Consider the following 15,066-nt stretch of genomic DNA (forward strand, 5'->3'; position numbering starts at 1 on the left):
GCCCATTGAGATTAAGAGTTGCATAACCGTTTCAAAGGGCAACTTTTTCTTTCGGGTAAAATCTTTTCTAGGGTTTTTGACATAAGGTGCTGGTGATGCTGACATTTCTCGTATGAGGGATGTCAGCTTTTGTTTTAGCGAATTCGCGTACTCATTCATTGGCAAAACCTCCTCGTTTTTTCAAGGGGCTTCGCCACACGATTTCACCTTGTCAAGTCCTTTTTTCTTTTCCGCGCAAGAAAAAGAGCAGGCTATCTTTTCGATAACCTGCTCTTTTTCTTGATTTTTGGCCCTGCGCCTTAACTTAATGACATTGCCCAATTAGGGCTGCCTTTTTAGTTCCGTTCGGATATTGATTTACGTTTTACATCAGTTGCGGAGCGTTGTTCACTTCAAATAGATTCGTTTCGTACCCGTAGAGTTGAGGGAAGCGCGACATTTCTTGAATTTCTCCAATTCTCAGGGGAAGAGGGGGGTGCGTTGAAGTAACGTGGCTCAGCCAAAGAAAAAATCCATTTTCTTTACTGCGTTCCAGAAGATATTCGTCAACATCGACATCCTTAAGCAGAGCCGGACCAATAGCAAGCATCATAAGTCCTTGAATTGCTTTATGGCCCTTGCCCGTATAAGCTGCAGCCATTCGATCGCATGTGTACTCACAGGCTCGAGAATATGCGGATCCAAGGAAGGGAACCCACATAGCGGGGAAAATGAGCATCTGTTTTCCAACATGGTTTCTACGAATATGAGCTAACTCATGCGCAAGTACGAAAGCAAGCTCATCTTCATGGCCTGTTTTAATAATTTCAAATAGATTGGAGTAAATGACGACCATATTTCTACCAAAAAATCTAGTTGCAAATGCATTAAGAATACCGTCGGATTGAATAACGTATACCGCAGGCACTTTTTTTAATCCCATTTCTTTAGATAATCGATTCAAAATATCAAATACGTTAGAAAACTGTTTTTCCGTTAACTTCACGCCATTGTTGCGGATATGTCCGATACGTAATCCATGCAAAAAGAAACCAATAACCAAGCCCAAAACAATGTATACTATACCGACTATCGAAACAATCAATGATATGTATATAAAAATACTTATTATAATGGATAATATCAAAAATGCGGTTTCGTTGTTATGTATGAGTTTCTTATTCATATTATACCGCGGCTGTGGAAGCGGCGTTGTTTCTGGCGTTCTTTAGCAAGGTAATATCGGTAATAATGTCTCTTTCGATTTTTTCATTGGTTTTTCTGATCATTCCCGAAATGAGGAAGAGATCAATTAACGTCCACAAACCAAGACATCCCAATGTAAGAGTCATAGCAATTGCAGAACCGGTTCTTCCCAAATAATAGCGGTGTCCGCCTATGCCGCCCAAGAAGAACCAGAACAACCATGTTGCCCCTGTAGACTTTTTCTTTTTGTCCATTTCGGTAGCAAGCATATGAAGGTCTTGCGAGTTCAGTTCTTGCTTCATCATTAGATTTTGCATCTGAAGTCTCCCTATAACTAAAATTATTGTTACCATTTCATACTACATACGAATGGTAAAATTGTCCAACAAAAAATAACATTATCTCCTACAAAACTACATTATAAGTGGAATTTTGATAAAAAAACCTCCGCAACTACTCCGGAAGCGGCTGCAGAGGCTCTTGCGTATTTTATTTTAACGAATAAATCAATTTGTTCAGCAATGTCCGATTGTAGTCTTGGCTTATCTCCCAGAGCATGGCTCCTCCAAGTCCTTTGGACTTGATGTACCCGGCTTTATGAGCGATGGATTCTTTATCTTCGTAAGTTATAAAGGTGCCAGTCGATTTCTTGTATAGCCATGGCACTTTGGCCGCGGCGTTCCAGTATCGAGCGAACCCTTGGCTATTTATCCAACCTTGCTTCTCTAGATTGCCGTATTCGTGGATTCCTTTGGCGATGACACCCTTCGTTCCTCCGCCGCATGATTGATAGAGTCCTTGTTGGGTTGAGCCGCAGTTCGTCCAGCTTCTCCCGTAGAGGGGGATGCCTAGCACGAGCTTCTTCGAAGGTGCGCCCGCTTTTAGAATAGTAGTCACCGTGTGGTTGATATTCGATTTGGCGCTTGTAGGATCCTTAGGATCGGCGTAAAGAGGTGCATGGTGGTTACTCTTCTTATCCCAGTCTCCGTGATAATCATAGGTCATTAGGTTAATCCAATTCACTATTGATGACACTTTGGCGATCTCGGTGTTATTCACGTATCCGGTGAAAGCTCCCGCGGCAATCGTTAGCAGATAGGTTCTATCGTCTTTGACCTGCGCGGCATCAAGCTTGTTTCGAATCGCTTGAAGCAGGAAAGTGAAGTTGCGTTTATCTTCGGGCCTTGTCTTGTTGGAGGCCAAGCCCCCGGTTACAGGGTACTCCCAATCGATATCGACGCCGTCGAATCCGTTGTCCCGAATGAATTTCACGGCGCTGTCGGCAAATCTGTCGCGGGAATACTTAGATATGGCTACATTCGAGAATCGTCCGGACCATGTCCACCCGCCAACGCTGATCAATGTCTTGAGCTTGGGATTGGCTTGCTTCAATGTGCGGAGTTGCTGAAAATTGCTTTTATCCGTCCAGGGATCGCCCATGACGACTTTCCCCTCTTGAATGTTAGCGAAAGCATAGTTAATATGGGTGACGCTTGCGGCTGCAATCTTCCTGACGGGAAAATTCTGATAGGGTGCCCATGAAGGATAATAGGCGACTATTTTGTATGTAGGATTTGTGGTTGACTGCGGTACCGAGGCGGCGATGATGGGATTGGTATTTTCGTATGTAGGTGGTTTGATTTCCGTACTGGTATTTGTGCCTGCGGAACCGAAATGCGTAGGAAGGGCTGCGAAACAGATGGCGAGTAGCAGCAGGATGATGCCGAGTTGGGTTGCATTCGCTTTCATTTGTAACTCTCCCTCGTCAATAGACTCTTTTCGTTTGCTGGGAGTCTATTAGAATAAGTATGTTTCTACTTATTTTCCGGGAGAGATAGATTCAAGTAAATGTAAAGAATATGGGTGCGGAGGAAAATATTAAATAGCCGTCAGCGGCAAAGTGATGCGGAAATGAGTGTTGCCCGTTCCTTCTTCCGGTTGAACGGCGAGATTGCCGTTGTAATGTTTAACGCGTTCCATAACGATGGCAAGCCCAAGGCCGGAATGACCGTCCCCCTTGGTTGAATATCCTGGCTGGAAGATATGCTCCTTGTCCTTGGCGCTGATTGGGCGACCTTTGTTGGTAACTTGGAGCTCAATTATCCGATCGTCCTTAATATGGATTGCGGCATGGACTTTGCGTTCATCAGGAGGTAATGTCTCGGTCTCATCGAACGCGTTGTCTACGAGATTGCCCATGATTTTAATAATGTCGATAGCTTTGATGGTGGTCTCTTCCACGTTCCAATTATCTGGCAGCACGTAAGTGAAGCGAATGTCTCTGCCCAATGCAACCGTCGTTTTGGCTTGAATAAACGCAGCCAAAGCGGGCGAAGAATGATGGACAATCTCGCTCACGTCGCGGGTCTCCTTAACCAAGTCGGCGACATAAGATTTGAGTTGATCGACTTTGTTCATCTGCGCCATCGTATGAATGACCTGAACATGGTTAAGGAAGTCATGCCTCTGTCCGCGAATCGAGGTGAACATATCGTTAATTTCTTCGACGTATACTTCTTGCGTCATTCGTACTGCCTGTTCTCGGGTTCTGATGAGGAGTCGGATGATGGATACGAGGGCTAGGAAACTGACGAAAGCGGTAGCGTAGATTAGAATGACATTTAAATATTTATTAGACTGTTCAGGTGTGATTTGAATGATTTGGAGTGCACCTAAAATAATAAATTGCAAGCAAATAAGAACTATTATTTTAATCAAGGAACTTCGCTCACTATCAATAAAAATTGAAAATAAACGTTTAGCTGAGAAGACGTTTCGTTTTTGAATAAACCATGTTGAGACCAATAAAATTATCAACTGAGGATACACTAAGGACAGTAATATTATAAGATCATCTCTTATTAGATCTGCATGTGCTGAAATGCCCAATACGAATATTGCTATTGCGCCCGTAATCAGGTCCATAAAGATTGCAAGAGTAAGCGTAAATAACATAAGAAATAATTTTTTGCGTATACTGATCTCCTTAAAAATAACGAACAAGAGAAATATGCCTGCTACGATCGTATTTATTAAATGTAAATAGACTGGTATAAACAGAATTAAAGCATCGGTATAGATAGAGTGAATTACTGCTAAAATTGCAACTCGTTTTATTAACTTTGGAGGCTGGGGGTCTAGGAAAGAAAAAACAAAAAACCAAAAAACAAACGTTTGAGGAATAGAGACAAATAAATCCAATTTCAGAAAGTTTATAAACTCATCCATTATTCTATGTAACTCCTAACGATTAAATCGATATATACATCTTTTATACCATTAAACATAGGAGATTAGGAGTATATTTTGGACTATTTATGTAATATTGAAGAAAAATAATGAATACGATTTCTTTAAGAAATGATAAAATAGGTTCAGGAGTATTACTCTTATCTGGCTGGTATTGGACGGAGGAGCAATCGATAATGAAGTTTGCGGGTTTTTTATTTTTTTCAACTTTGGAGTATATGTCATCGGTCTACTTTATTCTCATTTTATTTCGCTTCAAGGTGATGGAGAATCTATTAAAATTTGTTGTGTTTTCTATTGTTCTTAGTTTCGTCTCAAACTCACTGCTGACCGAATCGTTGCAGGTTGTTTCCTCTTTAATACAACCGGCTTTGATGATTTTTTTCGTCGCCTTTTTTCTAAGGGTCCATGTATTTAATTCGATGATAATGGTGATAACATCTTATGTTACAGGCTTTATTATCCAATCAACAATTGTGGCAATGGCTTTGCATATAGGAGCAATGGAAGAAGTCGTACCTTACACAGCAAATGCTTTTATTATTCAAGCTTCATCTTCGTTTGTCATGTTTATGTTTGCCTTGGTAACATATCTTCAAAAGGGTGGCTTTAGTTTTATTGATAATGAAAGTCGATTGAAAAGAACTAAATTTTTTTCTTTAGAAAATAGGTCCTTTATCATTTTTCTAACCCTATCCATTATGGCAGTTTTCGCTGCGGGACTTCTGCTAAACATCTCTAAGAATCCACCTTATTTATTGGTATCACTCATTTTGTTCATTGCTCTGATGGGGTTACTATACATATGTTTGAAGAGAGATGGTGCAGAAAATGGTAGGAGCGATCGCTCTTTTAATCGCTGAAGCAATTAAAAAAGTTGAGCCGGAGAAGACGGCCAGCATTGCAGTAATGAAATACTCGTTAGAAGTGATTATACAAACATTATTAACTTTGTTATATATAGGAATTATTGGGATATTAACTGATGCTTTAACAGAAACGATGTTTGGGGCGCTCGGATTTGTCGTGCTAAGGTTTTTTTCCGGGGGGTTACACCTACGAACAGCGATTCACTGTTCAATAACCTCCACCATTCTTATTTCGATCGCTCCCCATATACCGTTAAATGGGAAATGGATTATAATAGTCACAGGGGTAAGTTTTGTACTAATGCTTTGTTTTGCACCTTCGAATATTGAAAGGCATGCCCGAATACCAAAAAAATACTTTCCTTTTCTTAAATTGATATCTACATTAATTGTTGCTTTAAACTTCTTCTTTCTTGAGTCTTACTTAGCGATGGTTTTCTTGTTTCAAGCTATAACTACTATCCCATATAGGAAGGAGGCGAAAAAATGAAACGTTCGATGGCTATCGGAATATCCCGAGTATTGATGCTAATCGCGGCAGTGTTTGTTAGCACTTCTTCTTATTATTTTCTCCACCGTCCAGAAGTTCCAGATGAATTGAAACGGTAATCTTGTTCCAATGAAAGGTGGTAAGAACATGACTGAACAAATCCGCTTGCTAGACCGTGATGGGAATCCATGCACCGTTAATATCGAAGATCTAATCGCGATTAAGCCTACGGCGGATGGTCCGGAGTTCTATACGAAGGACAGCATGTATTTCTATCCCACCACAATGGATGAGTTGCTTATCTTGTTCAAGAATAAAGGATTTGAACGATTGGATCGAACTAATCTTGTCAATATGAACCACGTAAAAACATTTGATCCAAAGGCTCGTAAGGTTTACTTCGAGCATCCAGTGACGCAGGATAGTAAATTCGCGACCGTCTCGGAAGCCAATGTCAGCAAGGTTGAGCATTTGGTAAAAGAAGATGCCGCGAAGTACAAGGCTTTCCCCAAACCGTTGTTTTGGAAAGGATAATTTGTTTTTTACATACTTGATGAGATAATTCGCCAAACCGCCGAGGTTTGGTTTTTTTATTTGCCTTTTATAGAATTTACCTATCGTATAAATATAATCTATATATTTCACTTATAAATACCTAGGCGCTATAACTAAACTATGAAGAACAGAACAGGGGAGAGATGGCAATATGACGGAGGCAAGAAACTCACAAAAGGTACATTGGGAAGCAGGCACGTACGATGAGTCCATGAGCTTCGTGTCCCGTTTCGGCGAGGACATCGTACAATGGCTCAATCCGCAGAAGGGCGAGCGAATTGTTGATTTCGGCTGCGGCACGGGGGACTTGGCAGCGCGAATAGCCACTAAGGGGGCGGAAGTCCTAGGAGTGGATATTTCCCCGGAAATGGTCGAAAGGGCTCGGACCAAATACCCTCTTCTAAGCTTCCAATGTTCAGACGGATTGGCATGGAAGCCAGAAAATCAGTCCTATGATGCGGTATTCAGCAACGCGGCATTGCATTGGATGAAGGACGCGGAAGCAGCGGTTATCAGCATGACTAGAGCAATACGTTCAGGAGGAAGACTCGTCGCGGAGCTTGGCGGACATCGTAACGTAGATACGATAATATCAGCGGTAAAGGAAACCTTGATAACGTATGGAAGAGAGGATGCGTTCGTCATGCCTTGGTATTTTCCGAAGGTGGGGGAGTATGCCTCGTTATTGGAGAAGTACGGAATGGAAGTGAAGAGCGCCGAACTCTTCGATCGACCGACTCCGTTGGAAGACGGAGAGCAAGGAATGAAGGGCTGGCTCGAGATGTTCGGGACGTCGATGTTCCCGCGTACGGGTCACTCGATGACCGATGAGTGGATTCAGGAGACGGTGGAAAGATTGAAGGAAACGGCGTTATATGACCAAGGAAAATGGACGGCGGATTATCGTAGGTTACGTATATTCGCCGTTAAAAAATAACATGATAGGAGCACAATGGGATAAGAATATCACCTTATCGTTCATTGACTTCAGGGAACAACTCGGGCAGAATGAGGACTATCTTAGATAGTGGGGACGGTATAACAACATGAAACTTCTCAGGAGCTGGTATGGAATCCTCATACTGGCGCTCCCATCCTTATTCGCGTTCGCTACGCAAACCCTAACCGGTACGATCAACCTGATCTTGGTCGGCGATCTCGGATTCGTAGTGATTGCCGTGGTCGGGGTTTCTAATATTATTATGTATAACGTGTTTGCTATATTTTCCGGTATAGGACATTCCATTAATTATCTGGTTGCGCAGAATTTCGGTGCCAAAGAAATGCGCAAAGGGATGCAGAGAACTTATCTAGCTCTGATCGTAAGCGTCGGCGTAGGACTAATCATAGCGTTGGCCGGATGGCTGGCGAGTGGGGCTGTCCTAAGGCTGACGGGAGGATCGGCCAATCTCATTGCGACCGGCGGGGAATACTTGGAGCTGCGGTTCTATGCGATGTCGTTCGGCATTATTAGTTTCGTTTTTCACGGTTTCTTTCGCGGCGTGGGCGATACCCGGACATCCATGGTCGTCTCGATTGCGGCGAACGTGCTTATGGTCGGACTGACCTATGGTCTAACCTACGGCCATTGGGGCTTGCCTGATCTGGGGATCATAGGTGCGGGTTATGCGCTTCTCATTGGCGAAGCCATTCAGTTATTGATTTGTTTGGTCGTGTTTTGGGGGCCGATGCATAAGCGTTACCAGACTAGGGAGCTGCAGAAACCGGACTGGAAAGAGCTTAATCTGATTTCCCGGGAAAGCGGAAAGCTAGGTCTGCAGGAATTCTCGATGAGCGTATCCATGTATATTTTCACGATGTTCGTTCTGACGCTTGGGGATCTCGCCGCGGCGGCGAATGAGGTAGCATTGAGCGTCATGTCGTTCGGTTTCATGCCTGCTTTTGCTTTCGGCTCGACGGCTACGATATTGGTCGGGCAAGAGATCGGGCAGAGGAACCCTAGGTCGGCGAAAAAAGCGGGAACGAACACGGCGATACTGGGGACGATATTCCTTATTGCGCTCGGTACAGTCGAGTTAATCTGGGCGGTACCCATTGCCAAGTTATATAGTAACGATCCGGGAGTATACGAGCTAGCAGCGTATCTTATTCAAGTGTCCGCTTATTTGCAAATTTTCGACGGGTTCTACAATTTCTACGCAGGGGGCTTAAGAGGAATCGGGGATACGACCTTCTTGATGAGATCGTCGTTCGTGCTTAGTATCTTCATGTTCGTCCCGCTCACTTATGTCTTCGTGATCTTGTTGGACTGGGGAAGTATCGGCGCATGGCTAGCCTTGTATTCGTTCTTAGTTGCCTTAGGCTTGGCGGTAATGATCCGTTACTATAGAACGGATTTCAACTCGGTTAGAATGAAGGAAGCACACGGTTAATGGCATAAAATAAACGGAGACGTTTCAAAAGGAAGTACCGTTCAATCGAGCCAGTTCGTTAATTGAAATGGGACGACGCAGGAGAATATCGCCTGCGTCGTCCCATTTTGTCCTTAACGGCAAGGATTGACGCTAACACTCGCCAAGGCACAAAAAGTGCCTTCACTGACCCAGCGCCCCAGCACACGAATTACTCCGAGCCCAGCCCGTAACGGTAAGGATTGCCGCTATCAGCACAAATGGAGGAGCCAGCTAAGCACTTAACGGCACGCAGTACCGTTAAGTGCTAGCAAGTCAAAACTACCACGATAGAGTCCTGAAAGTTACCCGTTAACGACTTCCCCACCATTTACGTGCAGTACCTGTCCAGCCATATAGGAGGAATCCTCGCTTGCTAAGTAAACGTAAGCCGGAGCGAGCTCGTCCGGTTGGCCCGCGCGTTTCATCGGTGAATCCGCGCCGAATTTCGCGACCTTCTGGGCATCGAAAGTCGACGGAATAAGAGGCGTCCATATCGGTCCCGGCGCAACTGCATTCACGCGAATGCCTTGTCCGATGACGTTAAGGGCAAGCGAACGTGTAAAGGCAACTTGGGCTCCTTTGGTCGCGGAATAGTCCAGAAGGGTTGGACTACCGCGATAAGCCGTAATGGAAGTCGTATTGATAATCGTAGATCCGCTCTTGAGGTGGGGCATCGCCGCTTGGGAGAGATAGAACATGCCGAATACGTTCGTTTTGAATGTTCTCTCCAGTTGCTCCGGAGTGATCTGCTCCAACTTGTCCTGCGGATGTTGCTCGGCCGCATTGTTGACGACGATATCGAGCTTGCCTAGCGTGCTGACGGTTTTATCGATGGCTTGTTTGCAGAATTGGGGATCGCCGATATCGCCCGGAATGAGCAGGCAGCGCCGGCCTTCCGCTTCGATCTGTCTCTTCGTTTCTTCTGCGTCGACGCTCTCATTGAGGTAAACGACGGCAACGTCGGCGCCTTCCTTGGCGTAGATGATCGAGACGGCACGACCTATCCCGCTGTCTCCGCCGCTAATGATAGCAACTTTGCCTGTGAGCTTTCCGGCCGAACGGTAGACCGGAGATTCCGCTTCCGGCAGCGGGTTCATGTTCTTCTCGATACCGGGTTGTTGATTCTGGTGCTGGGGCGGGAAGGACCCAGGGCGTTGAGGCGTTTGGGTGCTTGCGCTAGCTTGGTTGGAACTACTTTGTGCTTGAGTTTGAGTCATGAACGTTCGCTCCTCTCGTATTAGCTTCCTTATAGAATTAGGTTAAACCAATCGAAGGGGTCTTACACATGACGCAAGAAAAAAAGGGCAATCCGCGTTAAACGGATAACCCTCCGGGGCATGTTTACTTCTAACGTTACAAGTTTTTCCTCGCCGTCTTTTTGCCATCGCAGCTGAACAGCACCTTTTTGTCATCGGAGAACGTCTCGAGATGAACTTGTTTGCCCCACAGCTGCACGAGATAAGGAAGCGTTCTTTCCACGTATTTCAGATCGAGCTCGGTGCCTTCATATTGGTGGGTGATATAGAGCTCGCCGCTCCGCTGATAATCCCCGTCAGTCACTTCCAAGTACGGGAATCCTCCGTTGACTCGCGAATAGACTAGCTGATCCCGGATCGTCTCCCATGTCTTGTCGGTAATTTTCCACTCTTGGCCCTTCTTCTCGAAAATATACAGATCCAGCTCATCCGTAAGCTCCTTGGTCAAGTAATTGCGCAGGAAGGAGGGATCGGAGTCGAGCTCCCGCACTTCAAAGATTTTCTCCTGTCCGAATCTCTTCTCGATATCCTCGAAGATCTTAAGACCCAGGTAATAAGGATTTAAAGAATGCCGCGACGGCTGGACGACGGAGGAATTGAGCTTGGCGTACTCGATCGTCTCTTCGCTCGTAAGCGGAAGCTCCCGCATAATCTTCTGATGCCAGTAAGAGGCCCAGCCTTCGTTCATGATCTTCGTCTCGATCTGGGGCCAGAAGTAAAGCATCTCTTCGCGTAAAATACTCATGATGTCGCGTTGCCAATCCTCTAGGTGGGGCGAGAATTCCTGGATGAACCAAACGATATCCTTTTCCGGATCGACAGGGAATTTGCGTGGTTCCTTAACTTCTTCGTCTTGACCGTTAGATCGATTGGCTTCTTCAAAGCTTTCCAGATCCCATAGATCCTCGTAAGGAGAAGCGGACCGCGAGGAGCTTCGGTCCTTAGCTTTGTCGCGTCTTTGCTGCTGGGCCATGTAATGCTTTCTATCCGGGCCGTAAGGCTTGAAAATGGCGGGATCGACATGCTCTTGTATGGCCATAACGGCATCCAGGAAACGTTCTACTTGAGCCGTGCCGTATTCGATCTCGTATTGGTTAATCCTCTCCGCGGCTGCGGACATGCTCTCTACCATATTGCGATTGGAGACGGAGAAGCGGACGTTGTTCTTGAAAAAATCACAGTGAGCGAGCACGTGGGCGACGATTAGCTTGTTCTGAACGAGAGAGTTTCCATCGAGCAAGAAAGCGTAGCAGGGGTTGGAGTTGATGACGAGCTCGTAAATTTTGCTAAGGCCGAGGTCGTATTGCATTTTCATCCGGTTGAAGGTTTTACCGAAGCTCCAATGGCTGAAACGGGTTGGCATTCCGTAAGCGCCGAACGTATAGATGATGTCCGATGGGCATATCTCGTAGCGCATCGGATAGAAGTCGAGTCCGAAGCCCTTCGCGAGTTCTGTAATGTCCGAGATGGCCGATTCCAATTCCGATTGTTCCTCTTCACGCATGCTGAGCCGAGCCCCCTATCGTGAACAAAGATTTCACCACCTTATGTATATGTGGGAACTGGCTGGAGTGTGTTGACAAATTAATTGAAAGCAGATATTATGTTCACATACCCTACTGGGTATATATTTTTGAGATTAATCATACCCTATAGGGTATTATAAAATTGAGGGGGACGGTATATATGGTTAAACAAATCACTGCCAATCAAGTGTTAGATTGCAAAGGTCTTGCCTGCCCGATGCCAATCGTCAGAACCAAAAAAGCAATGGACGCATTGAAGCCGGGGGAGGTAATCGAAATGCAAGCTACGGACAAAGGATCGCTAGCCGACATTCAGGGCTGGGCTATAAACACGGGGCATCACTATATAGGCACGTTGTACGAGGGAGAAATTCTCAAGCATTTTATTCGGAAAGCTTCAACGGACGAGGAGAAAGAAGATCATCCTTATGCTCGTACGATAGATAACCAATCCGTTATAGGCATGCTAGAAGCGAAGGCTAAGTTACTCATTCTCGATGTTCGCGAACCGGTGGAGTTTGCATTTATCCATATACCGGGTGCCGTATCCATTCCTTTGGGTGACTTGGACAGTCGGATGAACGAGCTTGTTCCTGATGAAGAAATATATGTCATCTGCCGCACAGGCAAAAGAAGCAATTACGCGTGTCGGCTCCTTAGCGAGAAAGGTTATCGCGTGACCAACGTTATACCGGGCATGTCGCAATGGAACGGACCTACAGAACAAACTGGGCAGTACCCTATCTGAGGAGGCGAGAATACACATGACAACCATCCTTGAACATGGACAACCGATCAAGATGCCCGCGGAAGCGGTTGCCCGCGCCATTATAAACCAACTTCCACTATTCATCTTAGATGTCCGCAATTCAAGTGACTATGATAACTGGAAAATCGAGGGTATCCGCGTCGAGAGCGTCAATATCCCGTACTTTGATTTGTTGGAGGGTGTTGATTCGGCTCTCCCTCTTCTGCCCACGGACAACCGCAGAGTCCTTGTCGTATGCGCCAAAGAGGGTTCTTCGCAATTCGTTGCCGAGCAGCTTGTTGCATTGGGCTTAAGCAATATTTATTTCCTTCAAGGTGGCATGAAAGCTTGGAGCGAACATCTGGAGCCTGTTAGAATTGGCGCTCTGGAGTCTGGTGGGGAGCTTTATCAGTTCGTGAGATTGGGCAAAGGCTGCTTGTCGTACATGCTGATTTCGGGCGGCGAAGCCGCTGTCGTAGACCCGCTTCGGATGACGGATGTATTCGAGGAATTCGCGAAGCAACGAGGGGTTCAAATCAAACATACGCTGGACACGCATCTTCATGCGGACCATATCTCTGGGGGCAGAAGGCTCGCGGAGAATAATGGAGCCAATTATTGGTTGCCGTCTAAGGATGCGGAGGATGTGACCTTCCATTACCACCCGCTAGATGAAGGTAATCAAATCACGGTGGGAAATACTCGGATCGCCATCCAGCCGATATACTCCCCAGGGCATACCATCGGAAGCACGTCCATTATCATTGACGGCAAATATTTACTTAGCGGAGATATTCTGTTCGTCGAGTCTATCGGGAGACCGGATTTGGCTGGTAACGCCTCGGATTGGGCGGATCACTTGAGAACGACGCTATATGACAAGTATAGAGCCTTATCCGACGAATTGATCGTTCTGCCCGCTCATTTCGGCAAAACAACCGAGTTAGGCGAAGGTGGTAAAGTATCGGCCCGCTTAGGTGATCTATATGCAACGAACCCCGGTCTCAACATGGGGAATGAAGATGCTTTCAGATTAGCCGTCACGACAAACTTACCCTCGCAGCCTCATGCCTATCAAGAAATAAGAAAGGTCAATATGGGGTTCATCCAACCAAGCGCGGAAGAGCAACGCGAGATGGAAATCGGTCCGAACCGCTGCGCAATCCACGACTAAAAAGGAGGAATAAACGTTGAAAATCGACGTTCATGTAGATACGAAAGGGCTAGCTTGCCCGATGCCCTTAGTAAAGGGGAAAAAAGCATTGGATAAAATGCTGCCGGGGCAAATCATGGAGCTTGTTTCCACGGACAAGGGAGCCTTGAACGATTTTAAAGCATGGGTCAAACAATCGAAGAACGAGTGGATATCGCACCAAGAATCAAACGGCGTTCACACCTTCCTCATTAGAAAAGGTTAAGAACGAAGGTAGAGCCCTCATCAAGGAGGCGTAAGGCGTAATGGGGAATGAAATGGACTTTGGCCTAATTATTTTATTGTTCGCGATCGGGTTCGTCGGATCAATGATCTCGGGCATGGTGGGAATCGGCGGATCGATCATTAAATACCCGATGTTGCTTTATATACCGCCGGCATTAGGATTTGCAGCATACTCCGCGCAAGAAGTATCAGCGATCAGCGCGGTTCAAGTATTTTTTGCCACATTGGCAGGCATGTTCGCCTATCGCAAAGGCGGATTCATAAACCGGTCACTAGTGCTATATATGGGCGTCGCTATCGTTATCGGGAGCTTCGCGGGTGGTTACGGTTCTCAATTTTTAGCCGACACGGCGATCAATGTGACTTATGCCGTTCTAGCACTGACAGCAGCGATCCTGATGTTCTTCCCGAAACGGGAGGAGGACAATGGGGACTTCGCTCGGGTTACATTCAGCAAGCCATGGGCTTTCGTACTTGCAGCCATTATTGGCGTAGTATCCGGCATCGTGGGTGCGGCGGGGGCTTTCATCACGGTTCCGGTCATGCTCGTTATTCTGAAAATACCGACAAGGGTCGCGATTGCTTCCTCCCTCGCCATCACGTTTATCTCATCTATCGGTTCAACGGCAGGTAAAGTGATGGGTGGCCATTTGCTGCTGAATCCTTCGATCATCATGGTGGCGGCCAGTTTGGTTGCAGCCCCGATTGGCGCTATGATCAGTAAAAAGATTAATACCAAAGCGCTACAGTGGATCTTAATCGTATTAATCGTTTCGACGGTCGTGAAGATATGGACAGATATTATCATTTAATTTAAGGAGGAGCGCTAACGAATGGAAAAAGAAAAAACAACGATCGTTTTATTCAGCGGGGAACTGGATAAAGCGATAGCCGCCTTTATTATCGCCAATGGAGCGGCAGCCTATGATCATGACGTAACGATCTTCTTTACTTTCTGGGGCTTGAATACGATGCGGAAGGATGAGATCGTTAAGACCAATAAAGGATTGCTGGAAAAAGCTTTCGGGTGGATGATGCCGCGTGGGGCTCGGAAGCTGGGGCTCTCCAAAATGAACATGCTGGGAATGGGACCTAAGATGATTAAGCATGTAATGAAGAAGCATAATGCGCTCACGCTCCCGCAGTTGATCGAATTGGCTCAAGAGCAAGGGGTGAAGCTCGTCGCTTGCACGATGACGATGGATTTGCTGGGTTTGAAAGAGGAAGAGCTAAGCGACGGGATGCAATACGCGGGAGTTGCGGCATACCTTGGCGATGCGACGAATGCCAAAGTGAACTTGTTTATTTAATAAGAGATGGAACGGCTTTATTTTTT

17 protein-coding genes are annotated in these 15,066 nt (G+C 45.9%); 11 read left to right on the top strand and 6 right to left on the bottom strand.

Annotated features, from left to right (window positions below):
- Nucleotides 1-364 precede the first annotated feature (364 nt).
- The 4 genes from E2980_RS18765 to E2980_RS24335 all read right to left on the bottom strand — a co-directional run bounded on the left by E2980_RS18765 (nt 365) and on the right by E2980_RS24335 (nt 3,711).
- Nucleotides 365-1,165, bottom strand: coding sequence for a M48 family metallopeptidase (locus tag E2980_RS18765; RefSeq protein WP_205699993.1), 801 nt, complete (start codon nt 1,163-1,165; stop codon nt 365-367).
- Between the two features lies 1 nt (nt 1,166).
- The gene (locus E2980_RS18770) at nt 1,167-1,502 is read right to left on the bottom strand and encodes a TM2 domain-containing protein (RefSeq protein ID WP_135153758.1); all 336 of its coding nucleotides are present in this window, start codon (nt 1,500-1,502) and stop codon (nt 1,167-1,169) included.
- Between the two features lie 172 nt (nt 1,503-1,674).
- Nucleotides 1,675-2,934, bottom strand: a complete 1,260-nt coding sequence (locus tag E2980_RS18775; RefSeq protein WP_135153759.1) for a glycoside hydrolase family 18 protein — start codon at nt 2,932-2,934, stop codon at nt 1,675-1,677.
- A gap of 129 nt (nt 2,935-3,063) precedes the next feature.
- The gene (locus E2980_RS24335; RefSeq protein WP_167747184.1) at nt 3,064-3,711 is read right to left on the bottom strand and encodes a sensor histidine kinase; all 648 of its coding nucleotides are present in this window, start codon (nt 3,709-3,711) and stop codon (nt 3,064-3,066) included.
- Between the two features lie 812 nt (nt 3,712-4,523).
- Between E2980_RS24335 and E2980_RS18785 the strand changes: the two genes are divergently transcribed.
- The 6 genes from E2980_RS18785 to E2980_RS18810 all read left to right on the top strand — a co-directional run bounded on the left by E2980_RS18785 (nt 4,524) and on the right by E2980_RS18810 (nt 8,741).
- Entirely contained in the window at nt 4,524-5,297 is a 774-nt protein-coding gene (locus E2980_RS18785; protein WP_135153761.1) for a hypothetical protein, read from the top strand.
- Nucleotides 5,266-5,793 carry an accessory gene regulator ArgB-like protein gene (locus E2980_RS18790; protein WP_167747185.1) on the top strand — a complete coding sequence of 176 codons (528 nt, stop codon included), beginning with the start codon at nt 5,266-5,268 and terminating at the stop codon, nt 5,791-5,793. Before E2980_RS18785 ends, E2980_RS18790 begins: the two co-directional genes overlap by 32 nt.
- Nucleotides 5,790-5,912: a cyclic lactone autoinducer peptide gene (locus E2980_RS18795; protein ID WP_135153763.1), complete on the top strand. Its 123-nt coding sequence runs from the start codon at nt 5,790-5,792 to the stop codon at nt 5,910-5,912. Before E2980_RS18790 ends, E2980_RS18795 begins: the two co-directional genes overlap by 4 nt.
- A 28-nt stretch (nt 5,913-5,940) precedes the next feature.
- Complete coding sequence (locus tag E2980_RS18800; RefSeq protein ID WP_135153764.1) at nt 5,941-6,327, top strand: LytTR family transcriptional regulator DNA-binding domain-containing protein; 387 nt, start codon at nt 5,941-5,943, stop codon at nt 6,325-6,327.
- Between the two features lie 172 nt (nt 6,328-6,499).
- Complete coding sequence (locus E2980_RS18805; RefSeq protein ID WP_135153765.1) at nt 6,500-7,285, top strand: class I SAM-dependent methyltransferase; 786 nt, start codon at nt 6,500-6,502, stop codon at nt 7,283-7,285.
- Nucleotides 7,286-7,394: 109 nt separating this feature from the next.
- On the top strand, nt 7,395-8,741 hold the full coding sequence (locus E2980_RS18810) for an MATE family efflux transporter (RefSeq protein WP_135153766.1): 1,347 nt from the start codon (nt 7,395-7,397) through the stop codon (nt 8,739-8,741).
- A gap of 323 nt (nt 8,742-9,064) precedes the next feature.
- On the opposite strand, the gene E2980_RS18815 is transcribed toward E2980_RS18810, so the two are convergent.
- Nucleotides 9,065-9,979 carry an SDR family oxidoreductase gene (locus tag E2980_RS18815; protein ID WP_135153767.1) on the bottom strand — a complete coding sequence of 305 codons (915 nt, stop codon included), beginning with the start codon at nt 9,977-9,979 and terminating at the stop codon, nt 9,065-9,067.
- Nucleotides 9,980-10,115: 136 nt separating this feature from the next.
- Complete coding sequence (locus E2980_RS18820; RefSeq protein WP_135153768.1) at nt 10,116-11,522, bottom strand: SpoVR family protein; 1,407 nt, start codon at nt 11,520-11,522, stop codon at nt 10,116-10,118.
- Between the two features lie 182 nt (nt 11,523-11,704).
- Here E2980_RS18820 and E2980_RS18825 point away from each other — a divergent pair, with 182 nt between their 5' ends.
- From E2980_RS18825 to E2980_RS18845, 5 genes are read left to right on the top strand one after another with little or no spacing between them, the layout of a single operon-like run.
- Nucleotides 11,705-12,292, top strand: coding sequence for a sulfurtransferase TusA family protein (locus E2980_RS18825; RefSeq protein WP_135153769.1), 588 nt, complete (start codon nt 11,705-11,707; stop codon nt 12,290-12,292).
- 52 nt (nt 12,293-12,344) lie between these two features.
- A complete protein-coding gene (locus E2980_RS18830) occupies nt 12,345-13,466 on the top strand; it encodes an MBL fold metallo-hydrolase (RefSeq protein WP_240703099.1) in 1,122 nt (373 codons plus the stop codon).
- Nucleotides 13,467-13,482: 16 nt separating this feature from the next.
- Nucleotides 13,483-13,710, top strand: coding sequence for a sulfurtransferase TusA family protein (locus E2980_RS18835; RefSeq protein ID WP_135153771.1), 228 nt, complete (start codon nt 13,483-13,485; stop codon nt 13,708-13,710).
- Nucleotides 13,711-13,750: 40 nt separating this feature from the next.
- Entirely contained in the window at nt 13,751-14,542 is a 792-nt protein-coding gene (locus E2980_RS18840) for a sulfite exporter TauE/SafE family protein (protein ID WP_240703096.1), read from the top strand.
- Nucleotides 14,543-14,563: 21 nt separating this feature from the next.
- Entirely contained in the window at nt 14,564-15,040 is a 477-nt protein-coding gene (locus E2980_RS18845) for a DsrE/DsrF/DrsH-like family protein (RefSeq protein WP_135153772.1), read from the top strand.
- Nucleotides 15,041-15,066: the final 26 nt, after the last annotated feature.

It is taken from the genome of Cohnella luojiensis, assembly GCF_004564235.1.
In the GTDB taxonomy this organism is placed as follows: domain Bacteria; phylum Bacillota; class Bacilli; order Paenibacillales; family Paenibacillaceae; genus Cohnella; species Cohnella luojiensis.

Coding starts and splice junctions, on each gene's coding strand:
- E2980_RS18810 (WP_135153766.1), top strand. CDS start 7,395: ATGAAACTTCTCAGGAGCTGGTATGGAATCCTCATACTGGCGCTCCCA.
- E2980_RS18815 (WP_135153767.1), bottom strand. CDS start 9,979: ATGACTCAAACTCAAGCACAAAGTAGTTCCAACCAAGCTAGCGCAAGC.
- E2980_RS18775 (WP_135153759.1), bottom strand. CDS start 2,934: ATGAAAGCGAATGCAACCCAACTCGGCATCATCCTGCTGCTACTCGCC.
- E2980_RS18790 (WP_167747185.1), top strand. CDS start 5,266: ATGGTAGGAGCGATCGCTCTTTTAATCGCTGAAGCAATTAAAAAAGTT.
- E2980_RS18845 (WP_135153772.1), top strand. CDS start 14,564: ATGGAAAAAGAAAAAACAACGATCGTTTTATTCAGCGGGGAACTGGAT.
- E2980_RS18805 (WP_135153765.1), top strand. CDS start 6,500: ATGACGGAGGCAAGAAACTCACAAAAGGTACATTGGGAAGCAGGCACG.
- E2980_RS18825 (WP_135153769.1), top strand. CDS start 11,705: ATGGTTAAACAAATCACTGCCAATCAAGTGTTAGATTGCAAAGGTCTT.
- E2980_RS18770 (WP_135153758.1), bottom strand. CDS start 1,502: ATGCAAAATCTAATGATGAAGCAAGAACTGAACTCGCAAGACCTTCAT.
- E2980_RS24335 (WP_167747184.1), bottom strand. CDS start 3,711: ATGACGCAAGAAGTATACGTCGAAGAAATTAACGATATGTTCACCTCG.
- E2980_RS18795 (WP_135153763.1), top strand. CDS start 5,790: ATGAAACGTTCGATGGCTATCGGAATATCCCGAGTATTGATGCTAATC.
- E2980_RS18830 (WP_240703099.1), top strand. CDS start 12,345: ATGCCCGCGGAAGCGGTTGCCCGCGCCATTATAAACCAACTTCCACTA.
- E2980_RS18785 (WP_135153761.1), top strand. CDS start 4,524: ATGAATACGATTTCTTTAAGAAATGATAAAATAGGTTCAGGAGTATTA.
- E2980_RS18820 (WP_135153768.1), bottom strand. CDS start 11,522: ATGCGTGAAGAGGAACAATCGGAATTGGAATCGGCCATCTCGGACATT.
- E2980_RS18800 (WP_135153764.1), top strand. CDS start 5,941: ATGACTGAACAAATCCGCTTGCTAGACCGTGATGGGAATCCATGCACC.
- E2980_RS18765 (WP_205699993.1), bottom strand. CDS start 1,165: ATGAATAAGAAACTCATACATAACAACGAAACCGCATTTTTGATATTA.
- E2980_RS18840 (WP_240703096.1), top strand. CDS start 13,751: ATGGGGAATGAAATGGACTTTGGCCTAATTATTTTATTGTTCGCGATC.